The sequence below is a fragment of the Pseudomonas sp. Marseille-Q5117 genome (assembly GCF_946901175.1).
In the GTDB taxonomy this organism is placed as follows: domain Bacteria; phylum Pseudomonadota; class Gammaproteobacteria; order Pseudomonadales; family Pseudomonadaceae; genus Aquipseudomonas; species Aquipseudomonas iranensis.
In genome coordinates this window covers 484253-499577 of sequence record NZ_CAMPPP010000003.1, presented here as the reverse complement: position 1 = coordinate 499577, position 15325 = coordinate 484253, and the positions used below count along the sequence as shown (strand labels likewise).

Genomic DNA, 15325 nt, shown 5'->3' with positions numbered 1-15325 from the left:
TTGAGCTCCCCGGTCCTGCGGTACGCCGTCTCTTTTCAGGCCTTGCTACGCTCAACGATTAGATGCCAAACATCGGATCAAGCTGACTGAAATGTAATCGAACAGTTTGTGATCGTGTGGCATCGTGTTCTCGCACTGTGACGTTAGGGCTAGCGAGTTTCTCCTGTTCAACCTGGCGAAGAGGACGGGGGCTCCGAGTTAATCAACAGTGGTTTTTAAAGAAATTAAAAACTAGTTCCTCCCAAAAAACCTCGAATCAACAGCGCTTGCTGTGAGGAGTCTTGCATGTCATTCCTTAAAACTACGTCCGTGGCCGTTGCAATCACTGCTGGTTTGCTTCTGAGTGCAGTGGCCCAGGCACATCCAAAACTTCTTTCTTCCACTCCGGCAGAAGGCTCGGATGCGGCGGCTCCGTCGAAAATCGAACTGCATTTTTCTGAGAATCTCACCACTCAGTTTTCCGGTGCAAAGCTGATCATGACCGACATGCCTGGCATGCCTAACTCCCCCATGGGTGTAAAGGCCGCTGTCGCTGCTGGTGGTGATCCGAAAACGATGGTGATTACGCCGGCTGCACCGCTGACCACCGGTACCTACAAAGTTGAATGGCGTGCAGTGTCTTCGGACACCCACCCGATCACCGGCAACTTTTCATTCAAAGTGAAATGATCCATGAGCGACTCATTAAATATCGTGGTTCGCTTTGCTCTCTATTTTGACCTGATGTTGTTATTTGGACTGGCCATATTCGGCTTGTACAGTCTCAGGGGAAAGGAAAGGGTATCGGGCACGGTCTTGAACTTTGAGTCGCTTCTTTACGGTACTTCTATTGCAGGTGTAGCTCTGTCCCTTGCTGCGATGTTGTTGCTTGCAAAAGCAATGAGCGGTGTATCGGAGCTTATGGAGCTACATCACCACATTTTTGAAATGGTCATCATGGGCACCGATGTTGGGTTGACCTGGATGGTTCGGATAGCCGCCTTGGTGGGGGCAATTCTGGGCGTCGCGTTGAATAAACGATATCCGACACCCAGCCTCTGGATCGTCACCGCCTGTGGAGCAATCGCGTTGGCCACGCTAGCCTGGACAGGGCATGGTGCCATGGACGAAGGCAGCCGCCGCTACTGGCATTTTCTCAGCGACATTTTCCATTTATTAGCGGCAGGTGGCTGGTTGGGTGCTCTAGCGGCCTTCGCTCTACTGCTGCGGTTGAAATCGCTGAAGGGTGAGGAGGAAGCACGTATTCTTGCCCGCGTGCTGACTGGCTTTGAGTCGGCCGGCGGTGTGATTGTTGCGATCATAAGCGTTACGGGAGTAGTAAATTACCTTTTCATCGTCGGTCCCAACCTTGATGAGGTCATGCTCAGTACCTATGGCCAGTTGCTGTTTTTGAAGATCCTGCTCTTTGCCGGGATGATCGTTTTAGCGACGCTGAACCGCTTTCACTTAAGCCCGCTATTGGAGCGCTCGGTTCGCAATGGTCAATACTCTGTAGCGGTCAATGCCTTGCGCCGCAGCATGAAATTCGAATTCCTGATGGCAATCCTCATCATCTGTCTTGTCGCATGGTTAGGCACGCTAAGTCCTGAAATGGAAATGAGCGCGCAATAGAGGTTTCTGGCAGCTAACCAAGAAGCCTAGAACGTGATTGTTAGCACCATTTCTACTGGCTACACTTCAGCCCATGACACGCTATCTACGGCTTTGCCTGATTTTCCTGATTAGCCTGGCGCTTCCCTTCAGCGGGATGGCGGGTGTTCAGGCGCCGACAGAGCCGTGCCCGATGCAAACCATGGGCATGGCGATGATGGACGGCATGGGCCAAGACTGCTGCCATGACATGAAAAGCCCAACCGAGCACGGTAAACCCTGTAAGCCGGGCCAGGAGTGCAAGACCGGCGGCATGCTGCAAGTCTCCATCATCAAGCCTCCGGTGACCCTGTCGAGCCCCCTCGCAGCGTCCATCTCCATAGATTCCCATCCTGTCCAAACTCCATCAGGGGTATGGCGACCTCCCCGCATTTGATTCCTGTACCACACTGAGCCTCATTCCGCGTCAGGCGGTATGGGATATCTGCGTGCATCTCTCATGAAGCACGCAGTGGATCATCACAGGAATCGTGAACATGAAATCCAAGTGCTATTGCACAGGGCGGCCCCTCGTGGCCATCTTGGCGGCAAGCGTATTGGCCACGCCGAGTTTCGCTGCTGCGTTGACACTCGATGATGCTTTGCAGCTGGCTGAAACCAATGCGCCGTCGCTGACTGCACAAGATGCAAAAATTCGTGCCGCCACTAGTGCAGCCATCCCAGCCGGGGAACTACCCGATCCCAAGTTGCTGGTAGGTATACAGAACTATCCCATTGGGGGGCCGGATCGCTGGAGCATCGATCAGGACTTCATGACCATGCAAATGGTCGGTGTCAGTCAGGAAATGCCGAACAGCGCCAAACGAAAAGCCCGAATCGAGGTTGCTGATGCAGCCATTGACCGCGCTGCCGCTGAGCGTCTGGTCGAACGTCTAAAGGTTCGTCAGGCCACGGCGCTGGCCTGGATCAGCAGCTATTCCGTTGAGCGTAAAGACGCGCTGTTCCAGGACTTCTATAGGGAAAACCGCCTGCTGGCCGATACCGTCCGCGCGCAGATTGCCGGTGGCCGCGCTCAACCTGCTGATGCCGTCACGCCCAAACAGGAGGCGGCACAACTGGAAGAGCAGCAGGACGATCTGATTCGCCAGAGATCGCAAGCCCGAGCAGCTTTGAAGAGCTGGATTGGACCAGCCGCAAACGATAAACCTGTGGGCAGCTTGCCTGAATGGCCTGTAGAAGCCTCTGGGTACTCTCACAACGTTCAACATCACCCAGAATTGGCAGCGTTTGCCCCAATGACCCGCGAAGCGCAGGCCAAGGTGCGCGAGGCCGAAGCGGAAAAGCGGTCTGATTGGAGCTGGGAAGTCGACTATCAGCATCGCGGCCGAGAGTTCGGCGACATGGTCAGCGTGCAGTTTTCATGGGATCTACCACTGTTTCCTGACTCGCGACAAAACCCAAAAATCGCAGCCAAGCATGCGGAACTCAATCAGCTTGAGGCTGAGCGTGAGGTCCTTTCACGCGAGCACACCCAGCAATTGGAGGATGACTTAGCGGACTATGAGCGCCTGAACCGCGCCGTTCATCGAGCCCAGACCAGCCTGCTCCCTTTGGCTAAGGAAAAGGTCGAGCTCACTATGGCCAGCTATCGCGCCGGCAAAGGCGATCTGAACTCCGTCGTGGCCGCTCGGCGCGAGCTTATCGAAGCCCGTCTCAAGCAGATTGATGTTGAAGAGCAGCGTGCTCTCACCAGCGCTCGCCTGTATTTCGCCTATGGGGAGTCCGCTCAATGATCTCTCGAACATGGAAAGGGGTTTTTGTTGTCAGCATCTCAATTGCTTTGGGAGTCGCCGGTGGTTACTGGTTGGCTCAACCGAGGGTGAGCGCAGTACCGGATGCAGCATCGGAGCCGAAGCCGGAGTCCTCAGTCGATCGCAAGGTTCTGTATTGGTACGACCCCATGTACCCACAACAGAAATTCGATAAGCCGGGTAAGTCGCCCTTCATGGACATGGAGATGGTCCCTCAGTACGCGGATAGCAAGGGGGACAGCGCCACTGTTCGCATTGATCCAAGCCTGACCCAGAATCTTGGTGTGCGACTGGCTACGGTCAATCGAGGTGTGTTTGCTTCGAGTCTGGACGTTGTAGGTGTATTGACCTTCAACGAGCGTGACGTCGCCGTCATCCAGGCCCGTACGGCGGGTTTCGTCGAGCGCGTGTATGCCCATGCTCCTGGCGATGTGATCAAAGCCAACGCCGCCTTGGCGGATATTCTTGTCCCGGAGTGGTCTGCGGCTCAGGAGGAGTTTCTCGCACTTAAGCGTAGCGGCGATGCGGGCTTGCTGGCAGCGGCTCGCCAGCGTTTGCGGCTTACCGGGATGCCGGCGGCATCGATTACTCAAGTAGAGCGCAGTGGCAAAGTCCAACCGAACCTGACCCTCACCAGCCCTATCAGTGGGGTGTTGCAAGAACTCGATGTGCGCGAAGGTATGACAGTGGCTGCCGGCCAAACACTGGCACGCGTGAATGGGTTGAGTAACGTCTGGCTGGCTCTGGCGGTCCCGGAGACTGAATTCGGGTCGATACAGCTGGGACAAGTGGCTGAGGCGCGTTTGCCCGCGTTCCCAGGCGTCGTGCTCAACGGCGTGGTAAGCGCGATTCTTCCAGAAACCAATCCCGATAGTCGCACCCTTCGCGTGCGCGTCGAATTGCCTAACCCGCAAGGCCGTCTCAGGCCGGGTATGACCGCACGCGTGAGCCTTAATCGCGCGACGGAGCAAAGTGTGCTGTGGGTGCCGAGCGAGGCGGTCATTCGCACCGGTCTACGTGCCCTGGTGATGCTCGCTGAAGACGCCGGTCGCTATCGTCCCGTGGAGGTGCAACTTGGGCAGGAAAGCGATGGCAAGACGGCGATATTGAAAGGGTTGGAAGAGGGCCAAAAAGTGGTTAGCTCTGGCCAGTTCCTGCTCGACTCAGAGGCCAGTCTTAAAGGCATCGTTGCCAAATCAGAGGAACCTTCACCCACCAGTGCAGCCGCCGCCGGTTTGCATGAAGCGGATGGGCAAATCGTTGAGATCAACGATAAAGAAGTCACTCTCGCTCACGGCCCTTTTAAGACGCTGGGCATGCCTGGCATGACGATGACGTTCCCGCTCGCCAATCCCGCTCTGATGCAGGGTCTTAAAACGGGCGACAAGGTCCGGATAGGTGTGAATCAGACCGACGACGGCTTGCGTGTTGAGCGTCTGGACAAATCAGGGGGCCAGCCATGATTGCAGCCCTGATTCGTTGGTCCGTAACCAACCGATTCCTGGTGCTACTGGCGACGCTGTTTATCACGGCGTGGGGCATTTGGTCGGTGCAGAGCACGCCCATTGATGCGCTACCAGACTTGTCCGATGTGCAGGTGATCATCCGCACCCCGTATCCTGGACAAGCACCCCAGATTGTCGAGAACCAGGTCACCTATCCGTTGGCCACCACCATGCTCTCAGTACCAGGTGCCAAGACGGTGCGTGGTTATTCCTTTTTCGGTGACAGCTTTGTCTATGTGCTGTTCGAAGACGGCACTGACTTGTACTGGGCTCGCTCGCGGGTGTTGGAGTACTTGAGCCAAGTACAAAGCCGCTTGCCGGCCAGCGCCAAGCCAGCGTTGGGGCCAGATGCGACAGGCGTAGGATGGATCTTCCAGTACGCGCTGGTGGATCGCACTGGCGGGCATGATCTGGCGCAGCTACGCGCACTTCAGGACTGGTTCCTCAAGTTTGAACTCAAGACCCTGCCCAATGTGGCGGAAGTGGCCACTGTGGGCGGCATGGTCAAGCAGTACCAAGTGCAGCTTGATCCGCTCAAACTGGCCAGTCTTGGTATTACGCAGGCCGAGGTGACCGAAGCGATCGGCAAGGCCAATCAGGAAACGGGTGGCGCGGTGCTGGAGATGGCAGAGACCGAGTTCATCGTGCGTGCATCCGGCTACCTGAAGACGCTCAATGATTTTCGGGCGATCCCCCTCAAGCTGGGATCGGGCGGTGTGCCGGTGAACTTGGGCGATGTCGCCACGATCCAGTTGGGGCCGGAGATGCGCCGTGGCATCACCGAACTCGACGGCGAAGGCGAGACGGTTGGCGGCGTGGTGATTTTGCGCAGCGGTAAGAATGCTCGCGAGACCATTGCGGCGGTCAAGACCAAACTCGACGAGTTGAAAAGCAGCCTTCCGGCCGGAGTGGAAATTGTCACCACCTACGACCGTGGGAAACTGATTGACCGCGCTGTTGAAAACCTCAGCCACAAGCTCATCGAAGAGTTCATCGTTGTCGCATTGGTTTGCGGGATCTTTCTTTGGCACCTGCGCTCCTCTCTGGTGGCTATTATTTCCCTGCCGGTCGGTGTACTGATGGCCTTTATTGTCATGCGCTACCAAGGGCTCAACGCCAACATCATGTCCCTGGGTGGGATAGCCATCGCCATCGGCGCCATGGTCGATGCTGCTGTGGTGATGATCGAAAACGCACACAAGAAAGTTGAGGCATGGCACGTGGCCAATCCAGGTGAGGAACTGAATGGTGAACGTCATTGGCAGGTAATGACCGAAGCGGCGACTGAAGTTGGACCAGCCCTATTCTTCTGTTTGTTGATCATCACTCTTTCGTTCATTCCGGTGTTCACCCTGCAAGCGCAAGAGGGTCGGCTGTTCGGCCCGCTGGCTTTCACCAAGACCTACGCCATGGCTGCAGCAGCGGGATTGTCAGTGACCTTGGTGCCGGTTTTGATGGGCTACTGGATTCGGGGACGGATTCCTAATGAAAAAAACAACCCGCTGAGCCGCTGGCTCATCCGGATCTACCAGCCGGCTCTGGATGCAGTGCTGCGGCGACCGAGGATCACGCTGCTTGTGGCGGCGTTGGTGTTTTTTAGTGCGCTATGGCCAATGTCGCGCTTGGGGGGCGAGTTTCTTCCGCCTTTGAATGAGGGCGACCTGCTCTATATGCCTTCGGCGCTGCCCGGATTGTCCGCACAGAAAGCGGCGCAACTGCTGCAACAGACCGACCGCCTGATCAAGACCGTGCCAGAGGTCGAACATGTCTTCGGTAAAGCGGGACGTGCCGAAACTGCCACCGACCCGGCGCCGCTGGAGATGTTCGAAACCACCATCCAGTTCAAGCCACAGGAGCAATGGCGACCAGGCATGACTCCGGAAAAACTGGTGGAGGAGCTGGACCGAGTGGTGCGAGTTCCTGGGCTGACGAATATCTGGATACCACCGATTCGCAACCGAATAGACATGCTGGCTACGGGGATCAAAAGTCCTATTGGTGTAAAGATTGCCGGCACCAACCTGACGGAAATCGATTCGGCGACTCAGGCGGTCGAGCGAGTGGCCAAGGGCGTAGCCGGTGTCAGTTCGGCTCTGGCCGAGCGATTAACCGGTGGACGTTACATCGACGTGGATATCGACCGACAAGCCGCCGCCCGATACGGACTGAATATCGCCGATGTGCAGTCGATCGTGGCCGGCGCTATCGGCGGGGAAAATGTCGGTGAAACCATTGAAGGGCTTGCACGCTTCCCAATCAACGTCCGTTACCCTCGGGAGTGGCGGGATTCGCTTAGCGCTTTGGAGCAGTTGCCAATCTACACCCCGCTAGGCAGCCAGATCACCCTTGGCACAGTGGCGAAGATCAAGGTCAACGACGGGCCGCCGATGCTCAAAAGTGAAAACGCACGGCCTTCAGGCTGGGTGTACATCGACGTGCGTGGCCGGGACATTGCATCGGTAGTCGCCGATCTACGTCGGCTCGTCAGCGAGCAGGTCAAGTTGCAGCCCGGCATGAGCCTGAGCTACTCAGGTCAGTTCGAGTTTCTTGAGAGGGCAAATGCACGACTAAAACTGGTGGTCCCCGCCACGCTGCTGATCATCTTCGTCCTGCTTTACCTGACATTTGCACGCTTTGATGAGGCTTTGCTGATTATGGCCACGCTGCCATTCGCTCTCACGGGCGGAGCATGGTTTCTCTATCTGTTGGGATTCAACCTGTCGGTTGCCACCGGGGTCGGCTTTATCGCCCTGGCTGGAGTTTCTGCCGAATTTGGCGTGATCATGCTGCTCTACCTGAAAAATGCCTGGGCCGAGCGTCAAGAGCTCGGTGACAACACAGAACGCGGGTTGATGGCCGCGATTCGTGAAGGCGCTGTGCAGCGCGTTCGCCCCAAGGCCATGACCGTTGCGGTGGTTATCGCTGGTTTGTTACCAATACTTTTAGGAGGTGGTGCCGGCAGCGAGGTGATGAGCCGCATTGCCGCCCCGATGATTGGCGGTATGGTCACGGCGCCGTTGCTGTCGCTGTTCGTCATTCCGGCGGCCTATCACCTCATGCGCCGTCGACGCCTATCCGCTGAGCCTGGCAGGCACTAACGCGGAAAAAATGTGCAAAAGGGGCTGCGCTTGCAGCCTCGTTTGAGTTGCACATCTCGTTGTCATCAGTTCTACGCGCGGTATGTATCGAAATTAGCGAGTTTATGTATTTTGCATAAACTCGCTAATTTCGATACATACGCTGTGGTCAGTGCCATTCCCCACCAGCACTTGCTAGAAAAACGCCCGCTTCCATCACTGCGTTTCGATGAGCCAAAAAAAGCACCCTGCTCAAAGCCGACTTAGCATTCGTCACCCTGATATCTCTCTTGAAATTGAGGCAAATGACCTTAATATGATCTTATCTTGCCGTCATCGTTTTCGATCATGGATGTTTCTCGGGGGGTAGGTCGGAATGGCAGAACAAGAAGACGCAAAGCCTGCGAGTGGGCGCTTTAATACGAATGATGAGACGAAGCGGATCGTATGGACACAGACCGCTGGTCATTGTGAACTGTGCGGCGCAGATCTAACGTTCGACTATCGTGCCGGCAAGCCAATGAAATGGGGCGAAGTGGCGCATATCCTACCCGCCAGTCCCAAGGGGCCTCGGGGACGTGCGGATCATGATGCTGAGGCGCACACAAACGATACTGCCAACCTGATGCTCCTCTGCCCAGGCTGTCATGACAGAATTGATCGTGACGCAGATGGTTACCCTGAAAATAGTTGGAGCCCAAGCTGAAAGAGATTTTGCATAGGGCAATTCTTGAGGGCTTCGACGAAGCTCGGGTGGCGATTCTGTCCCGAGATTATGGGCGCGCTTACTATTGGCTTGAACGTACCCACATCCTCTCACAACGCCGCACTTTGCTACGTGCAAAGTCACACGTCTTGATGCTGTACGTGGGCGTCAAGACACATGATCCTCGGGAGATCCTGGGACAAATAACACGAGTTATCGCTGCACTGCTATTTTCTAAAGTATGAGTGCCTTCGGGGAATGCTGGTCGTGCCCGGGTCAGTTCTTTTCAGGTGATGCCTCTTTCTCAAGAGCTGGAAACTCTTCTGAATGAAGATTGATCCTCATGCGCGGTCTGAGTCGTTGTCGCATCCGCTTACACCCATGGAGAGACATATGAGCGCTGGTCATAGTCACGGTCAAGCACGTGCAGGACATGAGAAAAAACTGTGGATCGCTCTAGCGTTAACGACGAGTTTTATGATTTCAGAGGTCATTGGGGCTTTCATTACCGGCAGCTTGGCGTTGTTATCGGACGCAGCTCATATGCTGACCGATTCCACTGCATTAGCTATTTCATTGGTCGCTATTCAGATCGCCAAGCGCGCTGCGGATAAAAAAAGGACATTCGGATATGCACGATTTGAGATTCTCGCAGCTGCTTTCAACGCGATTCTGTTGTTCATGGTGGCGGTGTACATCCTATACGAGGCCTACCAGCGGTTTAAAACTCCGACAGAAATAGAATCGATAGGCATGCTGATCGTGGCAGTGATTGGGCTAGTTGTGAACCTTGTCTCAATGCGCTTGCTGATGTCTGCCAGTGACGAAAGTCTTAACGTCAAAGGTGCTTATCTGGAGGTTTGGAGTGACATGCTAGGCTCCATAGGCGTGATAGGAGCCGCATTGATCATTCGCTTTACCGGATGGATTTGGGTTGACGCGATCGTTGCCGCAGCTATTGGGTTATGGGTCCTTCCCAGAACTTGGATCTTGCTTAAAGAAAGCATGAATATCCTGTTGCAAGGGGTTCCAGAGGGCATCGATATCGCTGAAGTGGAGCTAAGAATAAGGGCGGTTGAAGGCGTTGAAGATATTCATGATTTGCATATCTGGGCTTTGACCAGCGGCAAGAATGTCATGAGTGCACACCTTGTCGTCCAACGTTTCTCCCGCACCGAGCAGGAAATATTAGCTGAAGTAACGCACCTTATGAGCGAAGCGTTCCATATTAGCCATACGACGCTTCAATTAGAGGATTCGCGATTTCATGAAGGGCTCGAAGAAAGCGAAGGTATGCAGCACTAGTAAGATACGTCGCGAACAGCCCATGTCAATGGTAGGGCACGTAAGGGGAAGCCCCCTACACCACCAGAGTATTTCTAGAGGTATGGGGGGATTTGAGTGCGGATTATGCAAGCTTGATATTGAAACTCACCCCTGAACCCGTCTTGCCTGCTGCCAGGAAGTTTGTCCCTCGAGGTTTGGAAAGTTCAGCCTGAAAACAGTAATGCTACCAGGCATGCTCTGAACCTCCGCTGTTCCCTGATGAAGACTCATGATCGATCTGACAATCGCCAAGCCAAGACCAGTCCCACCTTCCGCACGGGAGCGACTGGTGTCGACTCTATAAAAACGGTCGAACAAGTGCGTCAGATGCTGAGGTTCGATTCCTGCGCCTGGATTGCCTACAAGTAGCGAGACTCGTTCGGCATGGCTTTCGATAACAATTGAAATAGATTGGCCGGCCGGGCAGTGGCGTATAGCGTTCGACAGCAGATTCGATATTGCTCGCTGAATCATCAGCCTGTCGCCAATGGTCTTGCCGTTTCCGGCGACGCTTAGGCTGATGCGCTTTTCTTCCGCCGACAGCGAAAACAGATCGACGACCTTCAATGCTTCATCTTCTAACGTAATTGTCTCGAACGGGACGAGCGCCGCTGGATGACTGACTTGAGCGAGGAAGAGCATATCCGAGACGATCCGGGTGACTCGGCCCAACTCTTCGGTGCAAGACTCCAACACCGCTTTGTACTCTTCTGCAGGTCGCTCCCGAGATAGTGTCACTTGTGCCTTCCCCATCAAATTGGTGATTGGGGAACGTAATTCGTGGGCCAAGTCATCGGAAAACTGCGACAGCTGCTGAATACCACTGTCGAGTCGGTGGAGCATGAAATTGATACCATGGGCCAGTTCACTCAGTTCCTGAGGCATTTTGACCACTGAAAGACGATGACTGAGATCTTGGGCCGAGATCATGGCGGCGACCTTTCGAAATTCTCTGAGGGGAGAGAGCCCTCGTTGCACCACAGCCCAAGCGCTAATTCCAATGAGTATCAGTAAAAGCGGTAGAGCAATGATCGTCGATCGAAGATACGCGCTGAGCAATGCTTCATCGTTCGCACTATCCATGGACAGCAAAACGGCGACATTTTTACCATTCTTCAATCGGATGAGTTTGTATGCGGTGAGGAAGTGTCGACCCTCACTATCGGAATTTGAAGAATATGAGAGATTGTCGATGGCGGCATTAGCAGCTTTCAATTCGATTCGTGGATCCGATAAACCAGTTCCGAATTTTAGTACTGGCGTCCTGAGGTTTGTCAGGTCATAAATGGACAAATTTAGATTGTCGTGCCCCATGACTTGATCCAGCAAGGAGTGCGGTTTCGAGTTCACCTCCGCCATATCCTCGTAAAATGAGAGGCTGTGTTCCACCTGCTCCATTTTCTTTTCCAGACTATGTTTCGCCAATTTATCCAGCTCATGCGTAAGCGCGAAAAAGGCCAATATAGCCAGAAACACCACTAACAAGGCCCCCAAGATACTCACCGTCAAACCTAGTCGCATTGACAGGCTCGCCGGCTTCATTCGCGTGCCTCCAATACATAACCAACCCCGCGAAGGGTGTGGATCAATTTGTTATCAAAGGGATCGTCAATTTTGGCCCTCAATCTACGGATTGAAACCTCTACAACGTTGGTGTCGCAGTCAAAATTCATATCCCACACTAAGGAGATGATTTGGGTTCGTGAGAGTACCTCTCCAGTCTGACGCATCAGTAGATGCAGAAGCGCGAACTCCTTGGTCGTCAAATCTATACGCTGCGCGCCACGAAAGGCACGGTGGCGCCCTTGATCGAGCTCCAGATCGGCTACTTTGAGTACCTGCGGTACAGGAATGTGTTCACTTCGACGCATAAGGGTTCGTACTCGGGCAAGCAGCTCTGGGAACTCAAACGGTTTAACCAGATAGTCATCAGCACCCAGATCGAGCCCGCGAATTTTGTCCGCAAGCCGTCCCCGGGCCGTCAACATCATCACCCTGGTATTGCTGCTTTGGCGCAGATGTTCAAGAACACCCCAGCCATCAAGTTCTGGAAGATTAACGTCGAGTATCACCAAATCATAGACATGTTGACGTGCAAGATGAAGTCCATCTGCTCCGGTTACCGCACGGTCGACTATATAGCCACTTTCTGTCAGCCCTTGATGCAAGTATTCGGCAGTTTTAGGCTCGTCCTCAATTACAAGGATTCGCATGATATTTCGCCCTCTTCAATAGGAAGTCAGTTGGGTCAGAAGTGTTATTGTTTTATTTTCTGAGAAGAATTATATAATTCGAAACCATTTAATTTTTTGCGCTTACCGATATCCGGCATTAGATATTAAATAATGATCTTAAAGCCTGTAGCCGCTACAGGGTCAAGCTTAAACCCCCGGTCTTGAGCCATCACAGCGACTCCTTGCGACAACGTGTCGCACTTTGACCGTTGAATCGAACACTGGGCAAGCGCCACACATGGTTAACCAAAATCGACAAGTGCTGTTCGGCAGATACCAGGTTGGTATTTGTTTCGGCATATTGCTGCCCCCACGTTCGAATCTTTCATTCCTCCTATGCTAGTGCAAAAAAAATAGCTGCATCGTTGGATAACGTATTTGTAATTTTTCAGTCACCTTGCTGATAAGTGCAAAACTTTACATTTACGTATAGAGAATAGGCGTTGAAGGAACTATGAAATTGCGTCCGCATAGAAAGTTAACTGCACCCTTGAACATACAAAAGTCCTTACTAGTTGTAGGCTTGAGTTGTATGTTCTTAATGGCAGACACCAGTTTTGCCGCAGTTTCGTCTTCTCAGACGCTGACCATGGATCAGGCACTGGAATCGGCCTTTGCTAACAATCCCGATTTGGCGGCAGCACAATGGGAAATTGGTATCAGCCAAGGAGATCGAAAACAAGCGGGTTTGATTCCCAACCCCGAGCTTTCTTGGGAAGCTGAAGATACCCGACGGAGCTCGCGCACTACGACGGTAATGATCAACCAACCGATTGAGCTTGGCGGCAAGCGCGGAGCTAGGATAGACGTTGCCAGTCGAGCCCAAGACGCGGCTAGTATTGAATTGGAGCGTAAACGCAATATTCTACGTGCAGAAGTCATCCAGGCCTTTTCTAGCGCCTCGACGGCCCAGCAGAGATTGCTCTTATCGCGTCAATCCCTTGTGCTTGCCGAGCGCGGTGTTCGTGTTGCTCAAGGACGGATTAATAGTGGTAAATCATCCCCCATCGAAGGTACACGAGCAGAGGTACAGTTATCTGAAGTGCGCCTAGAACTGCGGCGTGCTGAGCGCGACGAAGCAAATGCCTATCAGCAGCTTGCGCGCGTAATGGGCGCACCGTTGCCTTCGTTTAAATCCGTCGGTGAGTCAGACCGGCCAATGCCCAACGTTCCGGAACCGTCACTGCTGCTCAACCGCATCGGTGAAACTGCCGAATTACGATTGGCAAAACTACAAATTGATCAGCGTGAAGCTTCTCTTGATCTGGAGAAGTCTCAGCGTGTTCCAGATCTCACCGTAAGTGTGGGCAGTCAATACGATGAACGAGAACGCGAGCGTGTGAACGTTGTGGGGCTGTCGATGCCCATTCCGTTGTTCAATCGTAATCAAGGCAATGTACTGGCAGCAGCCCGCCGAGCCGATCAGGCCCGCGACCTTCGCAATTCAAGCGAGTTACGCCTGCGTACAGAAATTCAGATCGCTCTGGATCAGTGGATGACGGCGAACACCGAAGTTACCTCTTTCAATCAAACCATCCTGCCTGCCGCCCAAAATGCCGTCGACACCGCGACCCGAGGTTTCGAAATGGGCAAGTTCAACTTCCTGGATGTGCTCGATGCACAGCGCACGTTGATCAGCGCACGTAACCAATACATCCAGGCCATTGCAGAGGCAACAGACGCCTGGGTGCGCATTGAGCGAGTTTTCGGTGATGTCACTCAATTAACTCGTTCCCAGTGAATTTCATATAACGCTTTTGTACCGCTGCTCAGCACTGCATTGTCACGCTAATCCGTGACTGCCCGATTGAGCTGCGTAGGGAGTTTCCATGGATAAAAAACAAATCTTTGTGATCGCGCTGACCCTGACGGTGGGCATGGGAATCGGCTCATTCTGGGTTGGTAAAACGTCTGCACCGTCCGCCGAAGCTCAGCCTCATGAGGAGCATGGCCACGATGACGACGGCAACAAGGATGCCGGTGGGTCAACAGCTGTAGGCGAACATGCCGAGGGCGAAGAGGAGGAAGGTCACCTGACACTTAGCGAGGAGCAGATTAGCGCGGCTGGCATCCAGTTGGCCGAAGCAAAGGCACACAGCATCAGCCTGTCATTGCCCTTCCCAGGAGAAGTCCGGTTCGATGACGACCGGACTTCCCATGTCGTGCCCCGAGTGCCTGGCGTCGTCGAGTCGGTACATGTCAATCTTGGCCAGCCGGTGAAAAAAGGCCAGCTACTAGCCGTGATCGCCAGCCAGCAAATTTCTGATCAGCGTAGTGAGCAAGCCGCAGCGCAACGTCGTCTGGAGTTGGCGCGTACCACCTACGAGCGTGAGCGACAGTTATGGCAAGACAAAATCTCTGCCGAACAAGATTTCCTTCAAGCCCGTCAGGCTCTGCAAGAAGCTGAAATCGCCCTCAGCAATGCCCGTCAAAAAATCAGCGTACTCAGTGGCAGCTCGGTAGCCAGCGGCGGCAACCGGTATGAGCTGCGTGCGCCGTTCGATGGCGTCGTGGTTGAGAAACACTTGGGCCTTGGTGAGGTTGTCAGTGAAACCACCAATGCCTTCACTCTCTCGGACTTGTCGCGTGTGTGGGTAACTTTTGGCGTCTCCCCCAAGGATTTGAACAAGGTGCTGGTGGGCAAGTCCGTCACCGTCAATGCCCCAGAGTTAAGTGCCGAAGTCACCGGCACCGTGGCCTACGTAGGAAGTTTGTTGGGCGAGCAGACCCGTACCGCCACGGTCCGCGTGACCCTACCCAATCCGAAAGGCGCCTGGCGTCCCGGACTGTTCGTTACCGTGCTGGTAGATACCGATACCCGGCAGACGAAAGTCGCGGTGCCAGAAGTGGCGATCCAGACGGTCGAGGATAAACCGACAGTTTTCGTTCGAACTGATGACGGATTTAAGGCGCAGCCGGTGGAAATAGGCAGTCGTGCGGCGGGTCTGGTTGAGATCACAGAGGGCCTGGAGCCCGGTGTTCAAGTCGCTGCTGCCGGCAGCTTCATTCTGAAATCAGAGCTGGGTAAAGCCTCGGCTGAACACTCCCACTGATCCGCCATTTCCACGAGAAGGTT

The 15325-nt window shown here is 54.1% G+C and carries 12 protein-coding genes and 1 pseudogene; 11 read left to right on the top strand and 2 right to left on the bottom strand.

Going from position 1 to position 15325, the window contains the following annotated elements:
- Nucleotides 1-285: 285 nt before the first annotated feature.
- The 9 genes and pseudogenes from copC to OC605_RS08100 all read left to right on the top strand — a co-directional run bounded on the left by copC (nt 286) and on the right by OC605_RS08100 (nt 9994).
- Nucleotides 286-669 (top strand): copper homeostasis periplasmic binding protein CopC, encoded by a 384-nt coding sequence (gene copC / locus OC605_RS08140; protein ID WP_024014909.1) that lies wholly within the window; start codon nt 286-288, stop codon nt 667-669.
- A 3-nt stretch (nt 670-672) separates the two neighbouring features.
- Nucleotides 673-1611: a copper homeostasis membrane protein CopD gene (gene copD / locus OC605_RS08135; protein WP_024014908.1), complete on the top strand. Its 939-nt coding sequence runs from the start codon at nt 673-675 to the stop codon at nt 1609-1611.
- 73 nt (nt 1612-1684) lie between these two features.
- Nucleotides 1685-2026, top strand: a complete 342-nt coding sequence (locus OC605_RS08130; RefSeq protein WP_080377434.1) for a hypothetical protein — start codon at nt 1685-1687, stop codon at nt 2024-2026.
- A gap of 100 nt (nt 2027-2126) precedes the next feature.
- Nucleotides 2127-3383, top strand: coding sequence for a TolC family protein (locus OC605_RS08125; protein ID WP_024014906.1), 1257 nt, complete (start codon nt 2127-2129; stop codon nt 3381-3383).
- Nucleotides 3380-4864, top strand: coding sequence for an efflux RND transporter periplasmic adaptor subunit (locus tag OC605_RS08120; protein WP_039593196.1), 1485 nt, complete (start codon nt 3380-3382; stop codon nt 4862-4864). Before OC605_RS08125 ends, OC605_RS08120 begins: the two co-directional genes overlap by 4 nt.
- Nucleotides 4861-8004, top strand: a complete 3144-nt coding sequence (locus OC605_RS08115) for an efflux RND transporter permease subunit (RefSeq protein ID WP_024014904.1) — start codon at nt 4861-4863, stop codon at nt 8002-8004. Before OC605_RS08120 ends, OC605_RS08115 begins: the two co-directional genes overlap by 4 nt.
- 355 nt (nt 8005-8359) lie before the next feature.
- Nucleotides 8360-8689, top strand: a complete 330-nt coding sequence (locus OC605_RS08110) for an HNH endonuclease signature motif containing protein (protein WP_073470827.1) — start codon at nt 8360-8362, stop codon at nt 8687-8689.
- Nucleotides 8674-9027 (top strand): annotated as a pseudogene (locus tag OC605_RS08105) (DUF3703 domain-containing protein). The gene OC605_RS08110 and the pseudogene OC605_RS08105 overlap by 16 nt, the downstream one beginning before the upstream one ends.
- Before the next feature lie 55 nt (nt 9028-9082).
- Complete coding sequence (locus OC605_RS08100; protein ID WP_024014903.1) at nt 9083-9994, top strand: cation diffusion facilitator family transporter; 912 nt, start codon at nt 9083-9085, stop codon at nt 9992-9994.
- Between the two features lie 126 nt (nt 9995-10120).
- Here OC605_RS08100 and OC605_RS08095 read toward each other — a convergent pair whose 3' ends face one another.
- Together OC605_RS08095 and OC605_RS08090 are read right to left on the bottom strand one after the other, a co-directional pair.
- Nucleotides 10121-11557, bottom strand: a complete 1437-nt coding sequence (locus tag OC605_RS08095) for a heavy metal sensor histidine kinase (protein ID WP_024014902.1) — start codon at nt 11555-11557, stop codon at nt 10121-10123.
- Complete coding sequence (locus OC605_RS08090; RefSeq protein ID WP_039593197.1) at nt 11554-12228, bottom strand: heavy metal response regulator transcription factor; 675 nt, start codon at nt 12226-12228, stop codon at nt 11554-11556. Before OC605_RS08090 ends, OC605_RS08095 begins: the two co-directional genes overlap by 4 nt.
- Before the next feature lie 553 nt (nt 12229-12781).
- On the opposite strand from OC605_RS08090, the gene OC605_RS08085 reads away from it, so the two are divergent.
- Nucleotides 12782-13990, top strand: coding sequence for a TolC family protein (locus OC605_RS08085; protein WP_024014899.1), 1209 nt, complete (start codon nt 12782-12784; stop codon nt 13988-13990).
- An 88-nt stretch (nt 13991-14078) separates the two neighbouring features.
- A complete protein-coding gene (locus OC605_RS08080; protein ID WP_024014898.1) occupies nt 14079-15302 on the top strand; it encodes an efflux RND transporter periplasmic adaptor subunit in 1224 nt (407 codons plus the stop codon).
- The last annotated feature ends 23 nt before the right edge of the window (nt 15303-15325 follow it).

Excerpts from the sequence above, each read along its gene's own strand:
- OC605_RS08095 (WP_024014902.1), bottom strand. The coding sequence starts at position 11,557 with ATGAAGCCGGCGAGCCTGTCAATGCGACTAGGTTTGACGGTGAGTATC.
- OC605_RS08090 (WP_039593197.1), bottom strand. The coding sequence starts at position 12,228 with ATGCGAATCCTTGTAATTGAGGACGAGCCTAAAACTGCCGAATACTTG.
- OC605_RS08110 (WP_073470827.1), top strand. The coding sequence starts at position 8,360 with ATGGCAGAACAAGAAGACGCAAAGCCTGCGAGTGGGCGCTTTAATACG.
- OC605_RS08125 (WP_024014906.1), top strand. The coding sequence starts at position 2,127 with ATGAAATCCAAGTGCTATTGCACAGGGCGGCCCCTCGTGGCCATCTTG.
- OC605_RS08085 (WP_024014899.1), top strand. The coding sequence starts at position 12,782 with ATGTTCTTAATGGCAGACACCAGTTTTGCCGCAGTTTCGTCTTCTCAG.
- OC605_RS08080 (WP_024014898.1), top strand. The coding sequence starts at position 14,079 with ATGGATAAAAAACAAATCTTTGTGATCGCGCTGACCCTGACGGTGGGC.
- copC (WP_024014909.1), top strand. The coding sequence starts at position 286 with ATGTCATTCCTTAAAACTACGTCCGTGGCCGTTGCAATCACTGCTGGT.
- copD (WP_024014908.1), top strand. The coding sequence starts at position 673 with ATGAGCGACTCATTAAATATCGTGGTTCGCTTTGCTCTCTATTTTGAC.
- OC605_RS08100 (WP_024014903.1), top strand. The coding sequence starts at position 9,083 with ATGAGCGCTGGTCATAGTCACGGTCAAGCACGTGCAGGACATGAGAAA.
- OC605_RS08130 (WP_080377434.1), top strand. The coding sequence starts at position 1,685 with ATGACACGCTATCTACGGCTTTGCCTGATTTTCCTGATTAGCCTGGCG.
- OC605_RS08120 (WP_039593196.1), top strand. The coding sequence starts at position 3,380 with ATGATCTCTCGAACATGGAAAGGGGTTTTTGTTGTCAGCATCTCAATT.
- OC605_RS08115 (WP_024014904.1), top strand. The coding sequence starts at position 4,861 with ATGATTGCAGCCCTGATTCGTTGGTCCGTAACCAACCGATTCCTGGTG.